Annotated in this window: 17 protein-coding genes; 13 read left to right on the top strand and 4 right to left on the bottom strand. The window is 32.7% G+C overall.

The features are described 5' to 3' along the window. Positions 1-26: 26 nt before the first annotated feature. Positions 27-3,248: a cytochrome c biogenesis protein CcsA gene (gene ccsA / locus NU08_RS11175; protein WP_129747184.1), complete on the bottom strand. Its 3,222-nt coding sequence runs from the start codon at positions 3,246-3,248 to the stop codon at positions 27-29. A 287-nt stretch (positions 3,249-3,535) separates the two neighbouring features. Here ccsA and NU08_RS11180 point away from each other — a divergent pair, with 287 nt between their 5' ends. The 13 genes from NU08_RS11180 to NU08_RS11240 all read left to right on the top strand — a co-directional run bounded on the left by NU08_RS11180 (position 3,536) and on the right by NU08_RS11240 (position 18,497). Further along, a complete protein-coding gene (locus NU08_RS11180) occupies positions 3,536-4,297 on the top strand; it encodes a Rossmann-like and DUF2520 domain-containing protein (protein WP_129747185.1) in 762 nt (253 codons plus the stop codon). Further along, positions 4,281-4,808, top strand: a complete 528-nt coding sequence (locus NU08_RS11185; RefSeq protein WP_129747186.1) for a KdsC family phosphatase — start codon at positions 4,281-4,283, stop codon at positions 4,806-4,808. Before NU08_RS11180 ends, NU08_RS11185 begins: the two co-directional genes overlap by 17 nt. Before the next feature lie 74 nt (positions 4,809-4,882). Continuing rightward, complete coding sequence (locus NU08_RS11190) at positions 4,883-5,809, top strand: geranylgeranylglycerol-phosphate geranylgeranyltransferase (RefSeq protein ID WP_129747187.1); 927 nt, start codon at positions 4,883-4,885, stop codon at positions 5,807-5,809. Then, positions 5,802-6,386 carry a Maf-like protein gene (locus NU08_RS11195; protein ID WP_129747188.1) on the top strand — a complete coding sequence of 195 codons (585 nt, stop codon included), beginning with the start codon at positions 5,802-5,804 and terminating at the stop codon, positions 6,384-6,386. Before NU08_RS11190 ends, NU08_RS11195 begins: the two co-directional genes overlap by 8 nt. A gap of 10 nt (positions 6,387-6,396) precedes the next feature. Next, a complete protein-coding gene (locus NU08_RS11200) occupies positions 6,397-6,927 on the top strand; it encodes a mechanosensitive ion channel domain-containing protein (RefSeq protein ID WP_129747189.1) in 531 nt (176 codons plus the stop codon). A gap of 102 nt (positions 6,928-7,029) precedes the next feature. Further along, positions 7,030-8,130 (top strand): AI-2E family transporter, encoded by a 1,101-nt coding sequence (locus NU08_RS11205; protein WP_129747190.1) that lies wholly within the window; start codon positions 7,030-7,032, stop codon positions 8,128-8,130. A 78-nt stretch (positions 8,131-8,208) separates the two neighbouring features. After that, a complete protein-coding gene (locus NU08_RS11210) occupies positions 8,209-10,041 on the top strand; it encodes a hypothetical protein (RefSeq protein WP_129747191.1) in 1,833 nt (610 codons plus the stop codon). 183 nt (positions 10,042-10,224) lie between these two features. After that, entirely contained in the window at positions 10,225-10,737 is a 513-nt protein-coding gene (locus NU08_RS11215) for a hypothetical protein (protein WP_129747192.1), read from the top strand. A gap of 207 nt (positions 10,738-10,944) precedes the next feature. Continuing rightward, positions 10,945-12,570: a hypothetical protein gene (locus NU08_RS11220; RefSeq protein WP_129747193.1), complete on the top strand. Its 1,626-nt coding sequence runs from the start codon at positions 10,945-10,947 to the stop codon at positions 12,568-12,570. 170 nt (positions 12,571-12,740) lie between these two features. Continuing rightward, a complete protein-coding gene (locus tag NU08_RS11225; protein ID WP_129747194.1) occupies positions 12,741-15,272 on the top strand; it encodes a PIG-L family deacetylase in 2,532 nt (843 codons plus the stop codon). A gap of 114 nt (positions 15,273-15,386) precedes the next feature. Then, positions 15,387-17,111 carry a sodium:solute symporter gene (locus NU08_RS11230; protein WP_129747195.1) on the top strand — a complete coding sequence of 575 codons (1,725 nt, stop codon included), beginning with the start codon at positions 15,387-15,389 and terminating at the stop codon, positions 17,109-17,111. A gap of 260 nt (positions 17,112-17,371) precedes the next feature. Next, entirely contained in the window at positions 17,372-17,845 is a 474-nt protein-coding gene (locus NU08_RS11235; RefSeq protein ID WP_207214068.1) for a hypothetical protein, read from the top strand. A gap of 22 nt (positions 17,846-17,867) precedes the next feature. After that, complete coding sequence (locus tag NU08_RS11240; RefSeq protein ID WP_129747197.1) at positions 17,868-18,497, top strand: MCP four helix bundle domain-containing protein; 630 nt, start codon at positions 17,868-17,870, stop codon at positions 18,495-18,497. A 13-nt stretch (positions 18,498-18,510) separates the two neighbouring features. Here the strand turns inward: NU08_RS11240 and NU08_RS11245 are convergent, their stop codons facing one another. From NU08_RS11245 to NU08_RS11255, 3 genes are all read right to left on the bottom strand, one after another. Then, complete coding sequence (locus NU08_RS11245; protein ID WP_129747198.1) at positions 18,511-18,924, bottom strand: nuclear transport factor 2 family protein; 414 nt, start codon at positions 18,922-18,924, stop codon at positions 18,511-18,513. Further along, on the bottom strand, positions 18,924-19,451 hold the full coding sequence (locus tag NU08_RS11250; RefSeq protein ID WP_129747199.1) for a TetR/AcrR family transcriptional regulator: 528 nt from the start codon (positions 19,449-19,451) through the stop codon (positions 18,924-18,926). The genes NU08_RS11245 and NU08_RS11250 overlap by 1 nt, the downstream gene beginning before the upstream one ends. A 179-nt stretch (positions 19,452-19,630) precedes the next feature. Further along, on the bottom strand, positions 19,631-20,473 hold the full coding sequence (locus NU08_RS11255; protein WP_129747200.1) for a DUF2911 domain-containing protein: 843 nt from the start codon (positions 20,471-20,473) through the stop codon (positions 19,631-19,633). Positions 20,474-20,510 lie beyond the last annotated feature (37 nt).

A 20,510-nucleotide genomic window follows, 5' to 3' on the forward strand; every position in this document is an offset into this window, starting at 1 on the left:
CCCTTTTTTTACATCAATCAACTTAATTATTTTTTTACTTTTTTCGTTTTATAGTATTTTCTATATTTTGGATAAGTAATAGCTCCAATTATAGAAATTGTAATTAAGCAATAATAAATCCAATTTAATGAATGCGCTTCACCGCTTGCGTAAGAGTGTAAACCTACTAAGTGGAAATTCACACCATAATAGGTAAACAAAATAGATACAAAAGCATACATACTCATTAAGTTAAAGAACCACTTTCCTCTTAAAGCTGGAACAAAACGAGCGTGAATTACAAACGCATAAACCATAATCGAGATTAAAGCCCAAGTTTCTTTTGGATCCCATCCCCAGTAGCGTCCCCAGCTTTCATTTGCCCATTGCCCTCCTAAGAAGTTTCCAATCGTCAACATGATAAGACCGATTGTTAAAGACATTTCGTTGATATAAGTGATTTCTTTAATATTTAGTTCCATTCTTGCTTTGTTTTTCTCAGTTGTAAACAAAATCAATAATAGCGATACGAAACCTAAAATCATTCCTAATGCAGTTGGACCATAACTACCCACAATAACAGCAACGTGAATCATTAACCAATATGAATTAAGAACTGGCTGTAAGTTTGCAATTTCTGGGTCAATCCAATTCAAGTATGCCGCCATCAAAATCATAGCAGTAACGAAAGCAGATGAAGCAACTGTCAATTTTGATTTTCTGTCAAAAGCCAATCCGAAGAACATCGTTGACCAAGATACATATACAATAGATTCGTAAGCATTACTCCAAGGAGCATGACCCGAAATATACCAGCGTCCTATTAATCCTAATGTATGAAGCACAAATAATAATCCAATAATAATATGGAATCCATTTATTGTAATACGAAGCCATTTTTTCTCAAAGAAAATATTGACAATAATAAAAATGAACATAAAACTTGCAGCTGTAATATACCAATACGGTAATTTTTGAAAAACGTCGTATTTGTTATAAGCAATCTCTGCATCAATCTTTTGCTCGCTTGGTCTTACTTTGGCTCCAAATTTCTTTTGAAAGCCATTAATGCTTTCTACTAAATTATCGGCTGTATCAAAATTTTTCTCAATAGAACCGTTATTTAAGGCGCTAAAATATAAAGGTAGAATTTGTTTCACATAAGTAGAATCCATGCCTTTAAATCCTGCATTATCACGTTCTAAGTAAGAAACCCATTTGTTTCCAGGATCATTTGGAACAGGAAATATTTTTAAAATACGTCCACTCAAAGCAGATTCCATTAAGTTTACCTTTTTGTCTGTTTCGACAAAATCTTTTTCAAAACTATTTGGATTTGCCGCTTTATAAGCAGCATCTAAATAAGGTGATAATTTATAATTTCCTTGTTCGTCAAAGAATTTTACAAACGGTGCGTATTTATCTTTTGAATCGATACCAATGATTTTACGAATACTGTCATTCTTTGTATTAATATAAATAATAGGAACCTGAATCCAAACCTGAGCGTATTGCGTCATTGATAAAAACACCTGATCAGAATTCATTCCGTTGTAGGTATCATCATGGCTCACTTTACGAAGCAATTCAGATGAAAACGTATTGATAGGCTTCATTCTACCGCCAGCATCCTGAATAATCAGACGGCCGAATTTTGCAGCGTGAGCTTCTGGAGCTTTATAGATATTTAATAATGAATCAAGTTGTTTCTTACTTGGCGGTGCCGTAACATGATTCGCGTGATCGTTTGGATCTGCAGAATGTGCGTGATCATGAGTATGATCGTGTGAATGAACATGAGGCGTTTGCTGTGCAAAACCATTTAATCCGATCAATAAAACTAAAATCGTAATTAGTTTTTCTTTTTTCTTTTTAACAGCTTCAAGTTTACGTTTCAGATCACCAAAACGAGAATGCTTAGTAAACATAATAGCCATTAAGCCAATATATAATAGATAGTACCCAAAATATGTAATATTTGTTCCCCAGAAATCATGGTTTACAGATAAGACAGTTCCTTTTTCATCTGGATCAAATGAAGACTGGAAGAAACGGAATCCTTTATAATCTAGAACGTGGTTCATAAAAATATCTGCATCAAAAGTTTCTGTAGAATCCTGAACAGTTACTTTACTTTTGTATGAAGAATAGCTTTTTTCTGTTCCAGGATATTTCTCAGCAATAAAGTCATTCAAACGAATTTTAAATGGCAAAACATAAGCTTTGCTTCCAAAAAATAAAGAATATTCGATATTGCCAATTTTAACTGTTTTAGCTTCTCCAACTTGTCCTTTGTTACCAAAAAGCATTACTTCTTTTTCTTGTCCTTCTGCTTTTACTTTTACAACCAAAGCATCTCTATGAGATTTTGCTTTAAAATCGTTATTAGATTCATAGTCTACTTTACCTTTCAATGGTGGTTCTGGAAATACAATTCTAATATCTCCAATGCTGTATAACGAACGCATCATTAAAGGCTGTACATTATCTTTTGTAACTTTTCCTTTAAACTGATCTGCCATTCGCATAAATTCACCTTCAAAAGGAGTCTGAATAGTATACTCTTTTCCTGTTGTATTGATATTGATTGCACCGTCTGTCTGCTTATTTAAGGCAAATAAAACGTTGTGAATATTCTGAACCTCACCTTCTTTAAGGTAATGTTCTTCACGTCCGCCAGCACCAGCTTCAACTAATTTAAGATATAAAGTTCCGTTTGGATCTGGTTTAACCACTTCTTTCGCTCCCATGATGTAGTTAGAATAGCTAACTTCAAAAGGAGTTTCATCAAATTTTCCAGAAATGCTAAAATCGTTATTGGTTACAGGAGAAAGTATAAGGCTTTTTTCAAAAACTCTTCTTTTCATTTCGCCTTTATATTCACCGTCAGCAAAAATGGTTAGAAAAGTTTTATCTGAATAAACTTGGTTTTCTGCCGCGCCTTCGCGAATTGGCATCATTCCTTCATAACTGATATAACGAGTAATAAAAGCTCCTAAAAGGATAAAAATAAATGCAAGGTGCAATAATAGCGTAGCCCATTTTTCTTTTTTATGCAGTTGATATCTTTTGATGTTTCCGAAAAAATTGATCATAAAGATGACCATAATTGCTTCAAACCACCATGTGTTGTAAATTAATATTCTGGCTGTGTCGGTATTGTATTTACTTTCGATAAAAGTTCCAATACCCATTGCAATTGCAAATGTTAAAAAAAGAACGGCCATTAAACGTGTAGAAAACAAAAAAGAGAATATTTTTTTATCCATTTCTTAGGGATTACATTGTATAAAAGTGCGACAAAAGTACTTAAAAATGTTGATTAGCAGGCTTTGCCTTTTGTTAATAAAAACCAAAAATAAGGACTATTTTTTAAACGAATTGATAATATAGAAAGTTTAAACTTACAAAATCAGTATGCGTTTTTTGATTCGTTCTTTTTATTCAAATTGTGTTAGAATTCTAACAAAAAACAAAAGGCAATAAAAACTTCAAAAATGCATTATCAGTAACCAATAGACTCTTGATTAAAAAAAATAATACTAATTTTGCTTTCATGATTCAGATAACAATAATCGGTTCCGGCAACGTTGCGCAGCATTTGATAAAGGCTTTTTCTGCCAGCAAAATTGTTGAAATTAAACAGGTTTTTTCACGAAAGAAAGAAGCCTTACTTCATTTAATTGATTCTGAAAAGATTGTAACTGATTTTGCAGCATTAGAACCTGCTGATTTACATATTATTTCAGTTTCTGATAATGCTATTACAGAAGTTTCAGACCAACTTCCGTTTAATAATCAACTTGTGGTTCATACATCTGGTACATCTTCAATTGAGCTTTTAAATCCTAAGAACCGACGCGGTGTTTTTTATCCGCTTCAGACATTTTCTAAAAATAAAGAAATCGATTATTCTGTAGTTCCCTTTTGCTTAGAAGGAGAAAACGCAGCCGATTTTAAACTTTTGGAAACCATTGCAAAAAGCGTTTCAACTGCAGTTTATTCTATCAGTTCAGAACAGCGTAAAGCACTTCACGTAGCAGCTGTTTTTGTAAGCAATTTTACGAATCATTTATACCAAATGGGGCAAGAAATCTGTGAAGAAAATCAAGTGCCTTTTGCTGTTTTAAGACCATTAATTCAAGAAACCGCTGATAAAATCAATACACTCGATCCTATTGACGCCCAAACTGGGCCAGCGATACGCCACGATTCAAATACCACAAATGCGCATCTGGCTTTTTTACAAGACGAAAACAAAAAAAATATCTATAAAATCCTAACACAATCTATACAGCATAATGGCAAAAAGTTATAAAGAATTAATGAATGACATCACAACCTTTGTTTTTGATGTAGACGGCGTACTTACAGACAGTTCTGTTTTTGTGACCAATGAAGGCGAAATGTTAAGAACAATGAATATTCGTGATGGATTTGCAATGAAAGCGGCAATCGAAAGCGGTTATCATGTTTGCATTATTTCTGGAGGAAGCAATGAAGGCGTACGTATTCGTCTTCGCAACTTAGGTATCACAGATATTCATTTAGGAACTCCTGATAAAGTAAAAACTTTTACGGCATATATAGAAACTCATAATATAAAACCTGAAAATGTATTATATATGGGAGACGATATTCCTGATTTTCATGTAATGAAATTAGTTGGACTTCCAACATGTCCGCAAGATGCAAGTCCAGAAATTAAAAAAATATGCCGATATATTTCGCACGTAAAAGGCGGACGCGGCGCTGCCAGAGATGTTATCGAGCAAGTAATGAAAGTGCAAGGAAAATGGATGGAATATTTTAACGGAAAGCACGATTAATTTAATTGTGAATTATAAATTGTTAATTAAAAAACTTAACATCTTAGAATCTTAGCCCCTTAGAACCTTAAAAAATGAAATTCCTCAAACTCATTCGTTACAAAAACCTTTTAATGCTTGCTTTTATGCAACTGCTTTTTCGTTATGCCTTTTTAAAACAGCAGGAAATTCCGCTGGCTTTATCCGATTGGCAATACGGGCTACTCGTTTTAAGCACTGTTTTATTGGCTGCTGCAGGTTATGTTATCAATAACATTTATGATGTAGGAACCGACAGCATTAACAAGCCAAATGATGTTGTTGTCGGAAAAGGAATTACAGAAACCGCAGCTTATAACATTTATATTGGTCTGAATATTTCGGGAGTTGCAATTGGTTTTATTCTGTCGAATATCATTATGAGGCCTACTTTTGCTTCGCTTTTTATTTTAATCGCGTCGCTGTTATATTTTTATGCAACAACTCTTAAGCAAATCATGATTTTAGGCAATTTTGTCGTTGCGTTGCTTTTGGCTGTGAGTGTTTTGATTATAGGAGTTTTTGATCTTTTTCCTGCTACTACAGCCGAAAATCAGGCGCAAATGGCAAGTTTATTTTCTATTTTAATTGATTATGCTTTATTTGCTTTTATGATCAATTTTATTCGAGAAATTGTAAAAGATATTGAAGATGTAAATGGTGACTACAATATGGGAATGAATACTCTGCCAGTTGCAATTGGAGTTAACCGAGCAGCAAAAATAGCTTTAGGTTTTGCGGTCATTGCATTTATTCTATCTGGTCTTTATTGCAATACTTATTTCATGCAAAACAAACTTTACATTACAGTATTTTATGCTTTTGCAACTGTTTTGGCGCCTTTGCTTTATTTTATTGTAAAAATATTTAGTGCCAAATCTCAGAAAGAATTTCATCATTTAAGCAGTATTTTAAAACTTATTTTGTTCTTCGGAATTTTATCAATTCTAGTTATTGCTTTAAATATCAAATACAATGCTTAAAGAAAAATTAAAAAAATATAAAATTATTTTAGCTTCGGGTTCGCCTCGCAGACAACAGTTTTTTAAGGATTTAGATCTAGATTTCGAAATTCGCTTAAAAGATGTTGAAGAAATCTATCCGCCAGAATTAAAAGCTGCAGAAATCACAGATTATCTGGCTGAATTAAAAGCTAATGCATTTGAAGGTGAACTGGCAGCAAATGAAATTTTGGTTACAAGCGACACTATTGTTTGGCATCAGAACAAAGCTTTAGGAAAACCAAAAAGCGCTGAAGAAGCTTTTGCTATGATAAAATCGATGTCAAATGCAACGCATGAAGTAATTACCTCGGTTTGTTTTAAAACCGCAGACTCCTCTACTCTTTTGCACGATATTACTAAAGTAACTTTCAATGACTTGTCAGATGAAGCTATTTTGTATTATATCGAAAATTACAAACCTTACGATAAAGCTGGTGCATATGGCATACAAGAATGGTTTGGTTTTATGGCAGTTGCAAAAGTAGAAGGCTCTTATACCAATGTTATGGGACTTCCGACAGCCAAAGTTTATGAATTTTTGACTACATTAGTGTAAAAATCTATTTATGTTTTCTTTTAAAGAGTATAGCCGAGAAATAATAGCAACAATCATTCTTATTGGAGTTTTGATTGTATTGCGAATGGTAATCGCTAAACTAATAAGACGTTTTGCCGCTACAAGCCAATTATTTGAACACCGAACTAATTTGGTTATAAAGTATATTAATATCTTAATGAATATACTGGTTGTAACCACTCTAATAGTAATCTGGGGAGTTCAGACAGAAGATATTTTTATTACCATTTCTTCCATTGCAACTGTAATTGGAGTAGCGATGTTTGCCCAATGGTCTATTTTAAGCAATATTACTTCCGGAATGATTTTATTTTTCTCCTTTCCTTTTAGAATTGGAGATACTATAAAAATACACGACAAAGATTTTCCTATCGAAGCTGAAATCGAAGACATAAATACCTTTCATGTAAGCTTAAAAACAAAAGAAGGTGAAAAAATAATTTTTCCAAATAATCTATTACTTCAAAAAGGGATTTCGATTATTCCTGCAAAGTACGAAGAGCGTGAGTTTTTCGACTAAAATATAATGGGAATTTTATAACGGGCAGTCAAAAAGCTGGAACGCAAAAAGACAAATAAAGTGTAATATTTGTTTTATAAATTCAGCTAAATAAAATAAAAAATGACTCGGCCCGTAACATTACCCTTTTATGCAAAACTTTCTTTCATTCTTGTTACCTTAATTTGTTTTGCATTTATTTTTTGCCTCGGAAAAGATATCCTTACTCCTATTTTAATGGCATTTTTATTTGCCGTTTTATTACTTCCGATTTTTACTTTTTTAAATACAAAGCTTAAATTTCCAAGGCATCTTGCGGCAATAATCTGTCTTGCCATTTTTATCTCCATTATTGTCGGAATATTGGTTTTTATTTCCTATCAAGTCACTTATATGGCAAATGATTTTGAAACCATAAAGAAAAACGCAAACTCATTTATTCTTGAAATCCATAAATTTATAAGAGAAAATTTTGAGGTAAGCATTGGAGAACAGAAAAAATATCTGGATTCTGTTACAAAAGATTCTGTAAAAACAGGTCAAGCAAAACTAGGCTCGTTTATTATATCTATAAGCGATGTTGTTTTAGACAGCACCATTATGATTATTTACACCTTTTTGTTTCTGATTTACAAAGAACATTTCAAACTGTTTTTTGCGAAATTAATCAAACAGGAAAATCATGCTGTTTTGCAGGATATTTTATCTCAGATAAAAGTTTCTATCAACAATTACATTGTAAGTTTAATTATCGAAATGATTGTTGTCTCGGTATTGACCAGTCTTGGTTTATGGATTATTGGCGTTAAATATTTTATTCTTCTCGGACTAATCACAGGAATTCTGAATCTAATACCTTATATCGGAATTTTTATTGCTGGAGTTATCACCGTTTTGGCTTCACTAACTGGATCTGGAGAAATATCGGTAATCCTAGGTATTCTTATTGTAAATATTATTGTTCAGTTTATTGATAATAATCTGCTTGTGCCATTAATCATTAATTCTAAAGTAGAAATAAATGCTTTTGTATCTATTATGGGAATCATTGTTGGAGGCGCCGCAGCTGGAATTGCCGGAATGTTTTTAGCTATTCCTCTTTTAGCTATTTTAAAAATCATTTTTGATCGAATTGAATCGCTCTCGGCTTGGGGTTATCTTATGGGAAATCATGTTCCAAGAAAATTTGTTTGGAGAAAAAGAAAAATTAAAACAGAAAATTAAAAAAAGCGTTATGCTAGCATAGCATTTATTTATTCATTATATTCATAAAACTAAAATTTATTAGAAGAAAACTACTGAATGTCTCAACACAACCAAATACTGATTTTCATTTTGCTTTGCTTTTGTTTACAAAGTGGACATGCGCAGGTAGAAGGTAGTAGAAAAGAATCAAAAAAGGAAAAAGATACTACAGAAATCTATACTAAAATTAGAAATTATTCTAAAAAAAATAAGTTTACGCAGGCAATGCATAAATTATTCTTTAGATCTAAGAAACCTAAGAAAAAAGACGAATTGCTTGTTTCTATTGATTCTACTAATTATGAAGGCAAAATTATTAGAAAGATTAATATTGTTACTTTAGATCCTTTTGGATACTCTATTTCCGATACTACTCAAATTCCTAAAAATTGGGGAGAAAGAATGGGTAATAGGCTTCACCTTAAAACAAAAAAAATAGCAATATATAATTTATTGCTTTTTAAGAAAAACACACCTTATAACACCTATAAAGTTTTAGAGACTGAACGTTTAATTCGTGCGCAGCGTTATGTAACAGCGGTTAAAATTTCCAATCAGAGTGTTGGTAGAGCCTCAGATTCTGTAGATGTCACCATTCGAGTTTTAGATTCTTGGAGTACAATTCCGAGGTTCTCTATTTCCAGTAATCAGGTTTCTATTGGGTTTAAGGAAAAAGACTTTTTTGGAACAGGCCAGCAATTGGAATATCGTTTTACCAACCGCTTTGATGATGGCCAAAATGGCAATGAAGCAACTTATACAGTTCCTAATATTAAGAATACCTATATCGGAACTGTTTTCCATTATAAAATGGATTTGGACAATAACTACATTAAAAGCATTGATATTGAACGAGACTTTTACTCTCCTCTAACAAAATGGGCTGGTGGTTTATATATGGATGAAAATTTTAGAAGAGATACGCTTCAAGCTCCAGACTCTACATTTGCTTATCAGCCTAAGAAATATACATCACAAGATGTTTGGGTTGGTCGTGCTTTTAAAGTATTCGAAGACAATAATAAAGCAATTACAAATCTAATCACAACTGCTCGATTTCTGAATGTCAATTATAGCGAATCGCCTTCAGAACTTTATGATCCCAATCATTTTTATTCTTCTGAGAAACTAATTCTTAGCGGAATTGGATTTAATACAAGAAAATTTATCAAAGACAGTTACATTTTTAGGAATGGGCAAACAGAAGACGTCTCGATAGGTAGAATATATGGTATAACTTTTGGTTATCAATATAAAAATACTTTTTGGAGGCCCTACATTGGAGCTCAGTTTTCTTTTGGAAATTACTACCGTTTAGGTTTTCTAAGTATGAATTTTGAAGCGGGAACTTTTTTCCATCAGTCTAAAACTTATCAAACTTCTTTTTTGTTTGAAACCAATTATTTTACCAAATTATTCAGCATCGGAAATTGGAAACTTAGACAATTCATAAATCCCAAAGTAGTAATTGGAATAAATCGGGATGATATTGTTGGAGATCAATTAAATATAAATGAACAAAATGGTTTGGCAGGGTTTAACAGCTACTTGTACGGAACCAGTAAAGCTATTTTATCACTTCAGACACAAACATATTCTCCACATTCTTTATTAGGATTCCGTTTAAACCCATTTTTTAACTATTCAATTGCAGTATTGGGGAGTCCTGAAATAGCAATGACAAAGAGTAAAGCTTACTCTAAGCTTACCGTAGGACTCTTAATTAGTAATGATTATTTGGTTTTCAGTTCATTCCAACTATCATTGTCATATTATCCTAGTATTCCGCAGGAAGGAGACAATGTGTTTAAGACCAATACTTTTGAAACAACCGATTATCGACTTCAAAGTTTTGAACTTACCAAACCTCGTGTTGTCAATTACAAATAATTTATATTTTTTTTAAGAAATTCAAAAACAAACAAAACCACTAATTATCAATAAATTACAACTGTTTAAACTTTTTATTTATTCGATGAAATGCATTTTTATTCGACAAAATACATCTCAATGTTTTTTTGGCACAGTATATGAGTATCCCTATTCAAGATTAACATTAAAAAAACAAAAAAGATGAAAACGATAAAATTAGCAATAGCCGGATTATTTCTAATGATTGCAAACGCCACACAAGCCCAAGTATCAGTAAATGTAAATATAGGTACTCCACCTGCTTGGGGACCAGTAGGATATTCAGACATGGAATATTACTATCTTCCAGATATTGAAGCTTACTACGATGTTCGTGCTGCTCAGTTTATCTATTTCGGAGGAGGAAGATGGGTAAGAGCAACTTACTTGCCAAGACAATATAGAAATTATGATTTATATGGAGGTTATAAAGTAGTTTTAACAGACTATCACGGTAGAACTCCTTATGTATATTTTGATCGTCATAAAGTGAAATACTACAAAGGCTATTATGGAGCTCCACAAAGACCTTACAGACCAAGACCTGTATATGGTTATGACGACAGAAGAGATTACAAACGTTATGACAAACATTACGATAAACACCATGGAAAACATGATCGTCACGATCACGATGATGATCACGACCATGGTCACGGACACGGAAGAAGATAATTGCTAAATTATTAGTAATCAATACAAGAGAGTATCAAAAACATGATACTCTCTTTTTTTATGCCAACTAAATCTCGAAGTTTTGTTAAAAATTTATAATTCATGTATAAATCACTGTAAAAGAATAGGTTTTAGCAGAATTAACCTTTGTTTAATGTGATTATGATATATCTTTGCGCCGAATTTTTAAATCCAAAAAAGAAATTTATGAAAAAGAATGTTTATTTGCTTTCATTTTTAGCTATGTCACTGTTAATAGGTTGTGACGATAATAATGACAACAAAAACGATGGACAATCGTCAAATAACATTACTATTACCTCAGATCAATCTACATTGAATCAAAGACTTGACTTAACCAATTCAGGGGTAATTTCAATCGAAAATGGTTCTCTAACAGGAAAAGCAACTGAAAATTCTAACACTTCTTTTCCTTTAGTTCAAATTGCCGAAGTCAAACCTCCAGTTGATGCTAACGGAAGAACGCTTCAAGCGAGCCATGTAACTGTCAACGGAAATTATGCTTATGTATCTTATATTATGAGAGGCGATGCTTATTCTGGAGCTATTGATGTAATTGATGTTTCAGATCCGTACAAACCAAAATTGGTTGCTTCTGCCCTAATTCCTAATACAGATATTACATCTCTAACTTTTTCTGGTTCAAATTTAATTATCGGAGCAGCGAAAGATGTTGATAAAGATCCGCTTCTAACAAACAATCCTGCTATTGTGCTTAATATGGAATTAAGTTCTGGAATGCTTACAGATAAATTCAAAGCCAATTATTTAGAAAGCAGAGTTACAACTGACGTTGCGGCCAATGTTTCTAATTACTTTGCTGTGACTGGAGACAACGGAAGTTTATTTAAATTAAGCAGTTCTACAAAAGAAATCACAGGAAAAGTTGCTGTAGCCGATTTACGTTCTATTGCTTTAACAAGCGATAAAGTGGTAACTTTAAGCGGTACAAAAGGCGTTAATATTTACAATCAATCGACTCTTGCTCTGCAAAAAAGCTTTACAACATCAACAGATGTAAGTGGCGCAAAAAGAACAATGGATATTGATGGAACAAAACTTTTTGTTTCTGAAGGTCCAAACGGTCTTGGCGTATACGATATCAACAGCGGTTCTAAATTGCAAAGCATTGCAATTGCAACAGCTGGAGAAGATAATGTAACAAATGCTGTTTCTTTTAATGATGGTTATGCTTTTGTGGCAAACGGTGCTCTTGGATTGAATGTGTACCAATCTGCAACACAACTTAATTTATTAGGTTCTGTTGGAATTGCAGGTTCGTCAAACTATGTAAAATCAAGCGGCAATTATATTTATGTTGCGAGCGGAACAGGTGGTTTGAAAATCATAAAAATGGAAAAACCAAACACAACTTTTGCAAACTGTACCTCATATAGCATTTACAATCAAGGTAAGGATCTGATTTTGAATTCAAACGACATAAAATCATATCAAGGTGCGACTGCTATTAACTCAGCAATTATTAATTCTAATGCAGTTTTAACACATTGCGGATCAATTACTGTTCAAAATAGTTTGATTTTAAATAGCGGTGGCACTTTCAACATGACAGGGAGTTTGTCTCAAGGAAAATACCAGCAATCGAATCCGACCGAGTTAATTATCAATAATAATGCTCATTTGCAAGTTGAAGGTTCTGTTGTAATCTGGGGAGATTTAAGATTAAACAGCGGTGCTAAAATTAACTTTATCGGAAATAACTCTTCTATAACAATCTACGGAAAAGTTACAAAAGGAAGCAATGTAACCATTACAGGAACTTACAAAGACACTGAAAACAAATTGAAGTAAAATTCAAAAACACTTATATTAAGCTGTTAGAATTAGGTTCTAACAGCTTTTTTTGTTTTATAAATTTAAAGAAAGGTATAATTATTGAGCGTTAACAATTCATTTAAATAATCTTACATAAAATAATTACTATTTTTGAAATAATTTCAAAAAAACATCTAACACTCACCATGCGAAAAATACAGGTTCAGATCTTTCTTTTATTTTTTATCGGTTTTCAGGTTTCATTTGCACAGCAGCCACAAAAACCAAATTCAGTTGAAATTTACAATCAAATCAAAAAGCTAAACTTTTTAGGTTCTGTATTGTATGTTGCCGCACATCCTGACGATGAAAATACCAGAATGATTTCGTTTTTGGCCAATGAAATGAATGCCAGAACAGGATATTTGTCATTGACTCGAGGTGACGGAGGTCAAAATTTAATTGGGCCTCAATTGCGTGAACTTCTAGGTGTTATTAGAACTCAAGAATTAATTGAAGCTAGAAAAATTGACGGAGGAGAACAGTTTTTCTCAAGAGCAAATGATTTTGGTTTTTCTAAAAATCCTGACGAAACTTTAGATATTTGGGACAAAAATAAAGTCCTTGCCGATGTAGTTTGGACAATCAGAAAATTCCAACCAGATATTATCATCAATCGTTTTGATCATCGTTCGCCAGGCACAACACACGGGCATCATACATCTTCAGCAATGTTGAGCGTTGAAAGTTTCAAATTGACAAACGATCCTAAAATTTATCCTGAACAATTAAAATACGTTTCGCCTTGGCAGGTAAAACGCCAATTCTTCAATCCGTCTTGGTGGTTTTACGGAAGCCAAGAAAAATTTGATGCCGCTAATAAATCTAAATTTACAAAGCTAGAAACTGGTGTTTACTACACAGGAATCGGAAAATCAAATCAAGAAATTGCTGCTTTAAGCCGAAGCTGCCATCAATCGCAAGGTTTTGGTAGCACGGGAGTTCGTGGTGAAGAAACCGAATATTTAGAACTAATTAATGGTGAAACTCCAAAAGAGCGCGATAATTTATTTGACGGAATTGATACAAGCTGGAACCGCGTTAAAAACGGAAAACCAGTTGGCGACTTAATTTCTTCAATCATTTCAAAATACGATTTCAGCCATCCTTCTGCAAGTATTCCTGATTTAGTTAAAGCTTATAGTATGATTCAAGCTTTAGACGATACACATTGGAAAGAAATTAAATCGACAGCGATAAAAAACATTATTGCATCTTGTTCTGGTTTATATCTTGAAGCTGTTGCCAATGAGCAAGAAGCAACTCCAGGAAGCACTATTAAACTAAGTCTTGAAGCAATAAACAGATGTTCTGTTGGAATGCAGTTAGTTAGCGTGACAACACTTCCAGATAATCAGACAACAGCCCAAAATATCGTTTTAAAAAACAATAACGATCAGAAAATCAATTTGCAGTTACAGCTTCCAAACAATATTGAGTACACTCAGCCTTATTGGCTAAAAGAAAAAGCTACAGTTGGAATGTATACCGTTTCGAATCAAGAAAATATTGGTATCCCTGATATTATACGAGACACAAAAGTAGTTTTTAATGTAAAAATCAATGATGTTGAAATTCCTTTTGAGCGAACTGTTGTTTACAAATACAATGATGGCGTAAAAGGCGAAATGTATAATTTCCTTGATATTGTGCCAGAAGTTACTACTTCGATATTAGAAAGAGTTTTGATTTTTGGAAGCACCAAAAGCAAAATGGTTCCAGTAAAAGTTCGTGCTGGAAAAGACGATGTAAAAGGAAATCTGCAATTAGAATTGCCAAAAAGCTGGAATGTTTCTCCAAAAGAAATTCCGTTTGCTTTAGACAAAAAAGGCACAGAACAAATCTATTACTTTGAAGTAACCCCTCCAGTAAATCCAGAAGAAGTTATAGCAAAAAGTGTTGCTATTGTTGACAATAAACGTTTTGATAAAGACCAAACGATCATTGATTTCCCTCATATTACCAAACAAATGGTTTTGAAACCAGCAGAATCAAAATGCATCAGAATTGATTTGAAAATTTCTGGAGATGCCATTGCCTATATTATGGGGGCTGGTGACGAAGTTCCGGAAAGTTTAACCCAAATGGGATACAAAGTTTCTATCTTAAAACCAGAAGAAATTACACCTCAAAAGCTAGATTCTTTCAACACTGTAATTACAGGAGTTCGTGCCTACAATACCGTAAATGCTTTGGCAAACAAACAAAATATACTATTCAATTTTGTTAAGAGCGGTAAAAATATGATTGTACAGTACAATACAAATGGTAAACTAGTTACTGATAAAATAGCGCCATATCCGTTAAAATTGTCAAACGACCGCGTGACAGAAGAAAATGCTAAAATTACATTCTTAGCGCCAAATCATCCTGTTTTAAATACTCCAAATAAAATCTCTGAAAAAGATTTTCAAGGCTGGACACAAGAGCAAGGTTTATATTATCCAAACGAATACGATCCTGCCTTCACTCCTATTATTTCATCGCATGACAAAGGAGAATCTGCAAAAGATGGAGCTTTACTTGTAGCACCGTACGGAAAAGGATACTATATTTACACCGGTTTGAGTTTCTTTAGAGAATTGCCAGAAGGTGTTTCTGGAGCATATCGATTATTATCGAATATCATTTCTCTAAAACAGCCCATTGAAGCTCCAAAACAAGATTTAAAGCAATAAAATATGGAAGCCAAAAAAACAAAAAAATGGAAAAAAAGCTACACTTATGTATTGGTAGTTAATGCGATCTACATAGCTATTTTTCTTTTAATCATGCAATTATACTCATAACCTATGCAGCTATTTGACTGGATCGTACTTATTGTCACATTATTATTTATTGTTGGATACGGCTCTTGGAAAACTCGAGGCAGTAAAAACGTAGAAGATTTCATTTTAGGAAACAATGAAACGCCTTGGTATACTGTCGGACTTTCTGTAATGGCCACACAAGCCAGCGCAATTACCTTCTTATCTACGCCAGGACAAGCATATCACGACGGAATGGGTTTTGTACAGTTTTATTTTGGTCTGCCAATTGCCATGATTGTCATTTGTTTGACTTTTATTCCGCTTTATCATAAAAGTAAAGTTTTTACAGCTTATGAGTTTTTAGAACGCCGATTTGATGTTAAAACACGTTCGCTTGCTGCTATTTTGTTTTTGGTTCAAAGAGGTTTAGGAACAGGATTGACCATTTATGCACCAGCCATTATTTTATCTGCTCTTTTAGGATGGAACTTGACTGTAATGAATATTATCATTGGAGTTATGGTTATAATCTATACTTTTTCTGGAGGTACAAAAGCAGTAAACGTAACCCAAAAACAGCAGATGTTTGTCATAATGTCTGGAATGTTTATCACATTTTTCTTAATTCTGCACTATCTTCCAAACGATATGACTTTCAACAGCGCACTACATATCGCAGGCGCAAATGATAAAATGAATATTGTTGATTTTTCTTTTGATCCTGAAGAAAAATATACTTTTTGGAGCGGTATTACAGGAGGTTTCTTCCTGGCTCTTGCCTATTTTGGGACAGACCAATCGCAGGTTGGACGATATTTATCGGGTAAATCAGTTCGTGAAAGTCAGATGGGATTAATCATGAATGGATTGCTGAAAGTGCCAATGCAATTCTTTATACTTTTAACGGGAGTTATGGTTTTTGTCTTTTTTCAATTCAATCCTGTGCCGTTAAATTTTAATCCGAATAATAAAATTGCTATTGAAAAATCTGCCTTTAAACAGGAATATCATGTTTTAGAAGAAAAACTGGTAAAACTTTCAGAAGACAAAAAGGTTATAAACTTATTGTATATCGATCAGCTGAATCAGGATTATGATAATCCAATTTTACGTAAAGAATTGGTTGCATTATCAAACAAAGAGAAAGATCTTCGTGATAAAGCCAAAGAAATCATTTCGAGAGCCGATAGTAATTCTGAAACGAATGATAAAGATTACGTATTCTTCCATTTCATTCTACATTATTTGCCAAAAGGACTTATCGGATTGTTATTGGCCGTTATTCTTTCGGCAGCGATGTCTTCTACAGCTTCTGGTTTGACAGCTTTGGCCTCTACAACTGCAATTGATATTTACAAACGAAATCAGAAAGAAGAAAAATCAGAGAAGCATTATTTGCATGTCACTAAGTTTTTTACTCTTTTCTGGGGAATTGTAGCGATACTTTTTGCCTGCGTTGGAACTTTGTTTGAAAATTTAATTCAGCTCGTAAATATTATTGGTTCAATTTTCTACGGAACTGTTTTAGGAATTTTTCTTGTTGGCTTTTACACCAAAAAAGTTCAGGCAAAGCCAATGTTTATTAGTGCTATTATAAGCCAACTTACCATTTTTGTCATTTATTATTTCATGATTTACCGTCAGGAAAAATTAGGCTATTTATGGCTGAATTTTATTGGAGCAATTTTGACAATTGTATTAGCGCTTTTATTGCAGTTTTTGTTTTTCAAAGGAAAAACGGATGATAATGAGTTAATTCTTGAATAAAATATGATTCTAAAGTTGTTTTTATAAATATCATTTTTTTTCATTAGAATATAATTTCTCCATTTATTGTAAGTAAAAAAGACTATTTTAGTAAGTTGTAAAACTGACCAAACTAATCTTAAGCTAGAGAAATGAAGATTTCAGACGATTTAGAAAAGCTATTGCCTTTTGGATATTTATTTCTAATATTAATGGGAATATTAAAGGATAGTATATTTTACTACCAATTTGGAATTAACATATTGCGGTATTCTACAATAATGGATATATTAATTAGTCCGATTGCTGAATTTACTTCAAACCCAGTGATTTTAGGAGCAATTATTTTACTTTTTTTGCTTCATTTTTATCTTCCTTCCTTCTTAGCCAAGAATAAAGATTTGCCGTTTGTAAAAAAATCTTTTGAACTGAAATCAACTGACGAATTATCACCACAAGAAACTAAAAGCTACTATAATGGTATTGCCATAAAATCGCTTGTTATTTTTTTATTGTCCTTTTTTTTAGGTTATGGATTAGCTGGAGGCTATTTCACTACGAAAAAACTAAAAGAAAATCGATTGGATTACAGCTATCAGTTGGATTTTAATGAAGGTGAATCTAAGAATGTTTTTATCATCGGAAATAATAGCTTGTATTATTTCTATCTCATTAAAGGAGACAAAAAAATAAAAATTACTCCTTTGTCATCCATAAAAAACATTGCACTCGTAGAAAACAAAATGATTGATTAAAATTTTAGTTTCCCAAAAAGCTATGAAAGATCACAGAAGATACAGCAATAAAACTAAAGCAGCTTTTATTTTACTAGTCGTAATGCTTATCATTCTGCTTGGTAACTTTAATACGCTGCGAAACTCCAAAAATGTAAACGACAATATCAATGCGATTTACAAAGATCGTTTGGTTGTGGCACATTATATTTTTCAATATTCAAAAGAACTTCATTTTATAAAAGCTGAAGCCGAAAAACTCAATTTAAGCGACAATATTAAAAAAAATGAAATCATTCACACACTTGATATTATTCATGATATTGACGATTTGTATGCTAAAACCGTTTTAACAAATAAAGAAAAACAATATTTTGATGCCTTTTTGCTTTCCTGCAAAGAAATAAATAAGCAAGTTGAAAGCAAAAACTGGGATAAAATTGCCATTTCCAGCGCAGAAGCTCTAAAAACGCTTGAATCCCTTTCTCAAATTCAGATCGAAGAAGGAAAAGCTAAACTTGCAGCTGCGAATGCGATGTACAGCAGAAATAATAGTTTAGGCCAACTTCAAATTGCTTTATTGATTATTCTAGGCGGCATTACTTTTTATCTTTTGATTGTGAAGAAAATCAAGCAGAAAATTAAAATTCCTGAACCACCTAGTATGAATTAGTTTTTGTTTCGCTTTATTTAAATTTTCTGTCTTGTTCAGAAATCTGAAGATCGTTTATACTTGCAAATCTTTTCTGCATTAAACCGTTTGCGTCAAACTCCCAGTTTTCATTTCCGTAAGCTCTAAACCAATTTCCATCAATATCCTGATATTCATATTCAAAACGTACTGCAATTCTGTTTTCGGTATGAGCCCAATATTCCTTTTTCAATTTATAATTTCTTTCTTTTTTCCATTTTTCAGTCAAAAAAAGAATGATTTCATCACGCCCGTTTACAAATTTGTCTCTGTTTCTCCATTCACTATCTATCGTGTAGGCTTTTGAAACTCTTTCTGGGTCTTGGCTGTTCCATGCGTCTTCTGCCAATTGGATTTTTTCCAATGCCGTTTCTAAAGAGAACGGAGGCAGCGGTAATTTCTGTTCCATTATTTTAAAATTAAAGTTTGAATTATCTTTTTTGATTGTTCGATTAACCGATTTGATTTAAACAACTGACTTTCGATTATACAGCTTTCAAATAATAAATAGATGTGGTCCGCCAGCAAATCATCTTTTAAAAAATCTTTAAAATAAACTCGCAAATCACTTTTATGACTTTGAATAACGTTGAGTATCTTAACATTATCAGACGGAATCTCTGATAGTATATTTAGAAAACTGCATCCTCTAAAATTTTCATTTTTATTCATGTAAATCAAAAAATCAAATGATGCCATAACCTTCAAGTTAGAATCTTCAGCATTTGAAGTAAATTTCAATAATTCGTTAAACCAAAAAGAATGGCGCTGCTCTAGAAAAGCTACGCACAAATCTTCTTTAGATTTAAAGTGCTGATAAAAACTGGCTTTAGCCACTTTTGCCTCCTCAATAATCTGATTTATCCCTGTGGCATTATAACCTTGCTTATGAAATAAAGTAAAAGTCTTTTCTAAAATTCGTTCTTTAGGCTGCATCTTAAAATGTATTATTTCTATATATATCGGTCTAGACTAATGCTAAACAGTTACAAATGTAATAAAAATTTAAATATACAGACAAGTCTGTCTGAATTTATTTCAAAAAAAATTCCAAAACCCGAAAGCTTTGGAATTTGTAATTTTTATAATTGGAATTTAATAATTCGGAAGAATTATTATCTGCTCCACTCAGCGATACTATCTTTGTTCAATTTAACGTAATCTGCATTGTTTGCAGCTTCAGCAGATGCCAAAGAAGCTTTTGCCGTTTCGATTGCACCTTTTTTGTCACCTTGTTTTGCTTGGATCAATGATTTTAATCTTGAAACATAATAAGGTTTATCTGAACTCATATCAAGCGCTTTGTCTACATAATTTCTTGCTGTTTCAATATTTCCGTTTGATTGGAATAAATATTGAGATGCTGCAAAATAATCGTTCCAAGTTGGACCAGACAAAGTCTTATCGATACTTGCAGTAGCAATTTTAGCAGTTGGAACTTCAAATTTTAAAGCTACATGAGAGTTTTCCCAAGAAATATCTAAATATCCAAAATTTGGATCTAAACCATTAATTCCGATTGTAAATGTTTCAACAGGAGTTGGCAATGCATCTTCTTTTACCGTAGTTTTCAAAGCAACATACGCATCGCTCCAATTTTCTGGCAATCCCCAGTTGTCTGTAGAAAGATAAAAAATGATATCCCAGCTTTCAATTCTAGGAATGGTATAGATGGCATATTTTCCTTTCTTTAGCGTTTTCCCGTCAATTACAACATCATCGCTAAAGTTTATGATTGTATTTTCATTTGCTCCTGTTCTCCATAGTTTCCCAAACGGAACTAAATTTCCGAACACAGCTCTTCCTCTTGCTCCTGGTCTTGAATACGTAACTTCAACATCAGTTAAACCAACAGTTTGTTTAATATATCCTTTTGGACTTGCTTGCGGCGTTTTTACTTGTGCTTCTGATGCTAATGGAGCGATAATCAGGGCTAAAGCAATAAGTAGTTTCTTCATTATTTTAAGTTTTTATTTTATTTCAAATTTACAAATT

This window comes from Flavobacterium anhuiense, assembly GCF_004151235.1.
Taxonomy (GTDB): domain Bacteria; phylum Bacteroidota; class Bacteroidia; order Flavobacteriales; family Flavobacteriaceae; genus Flavobacterium; species Flavobacterium anhuiense_A.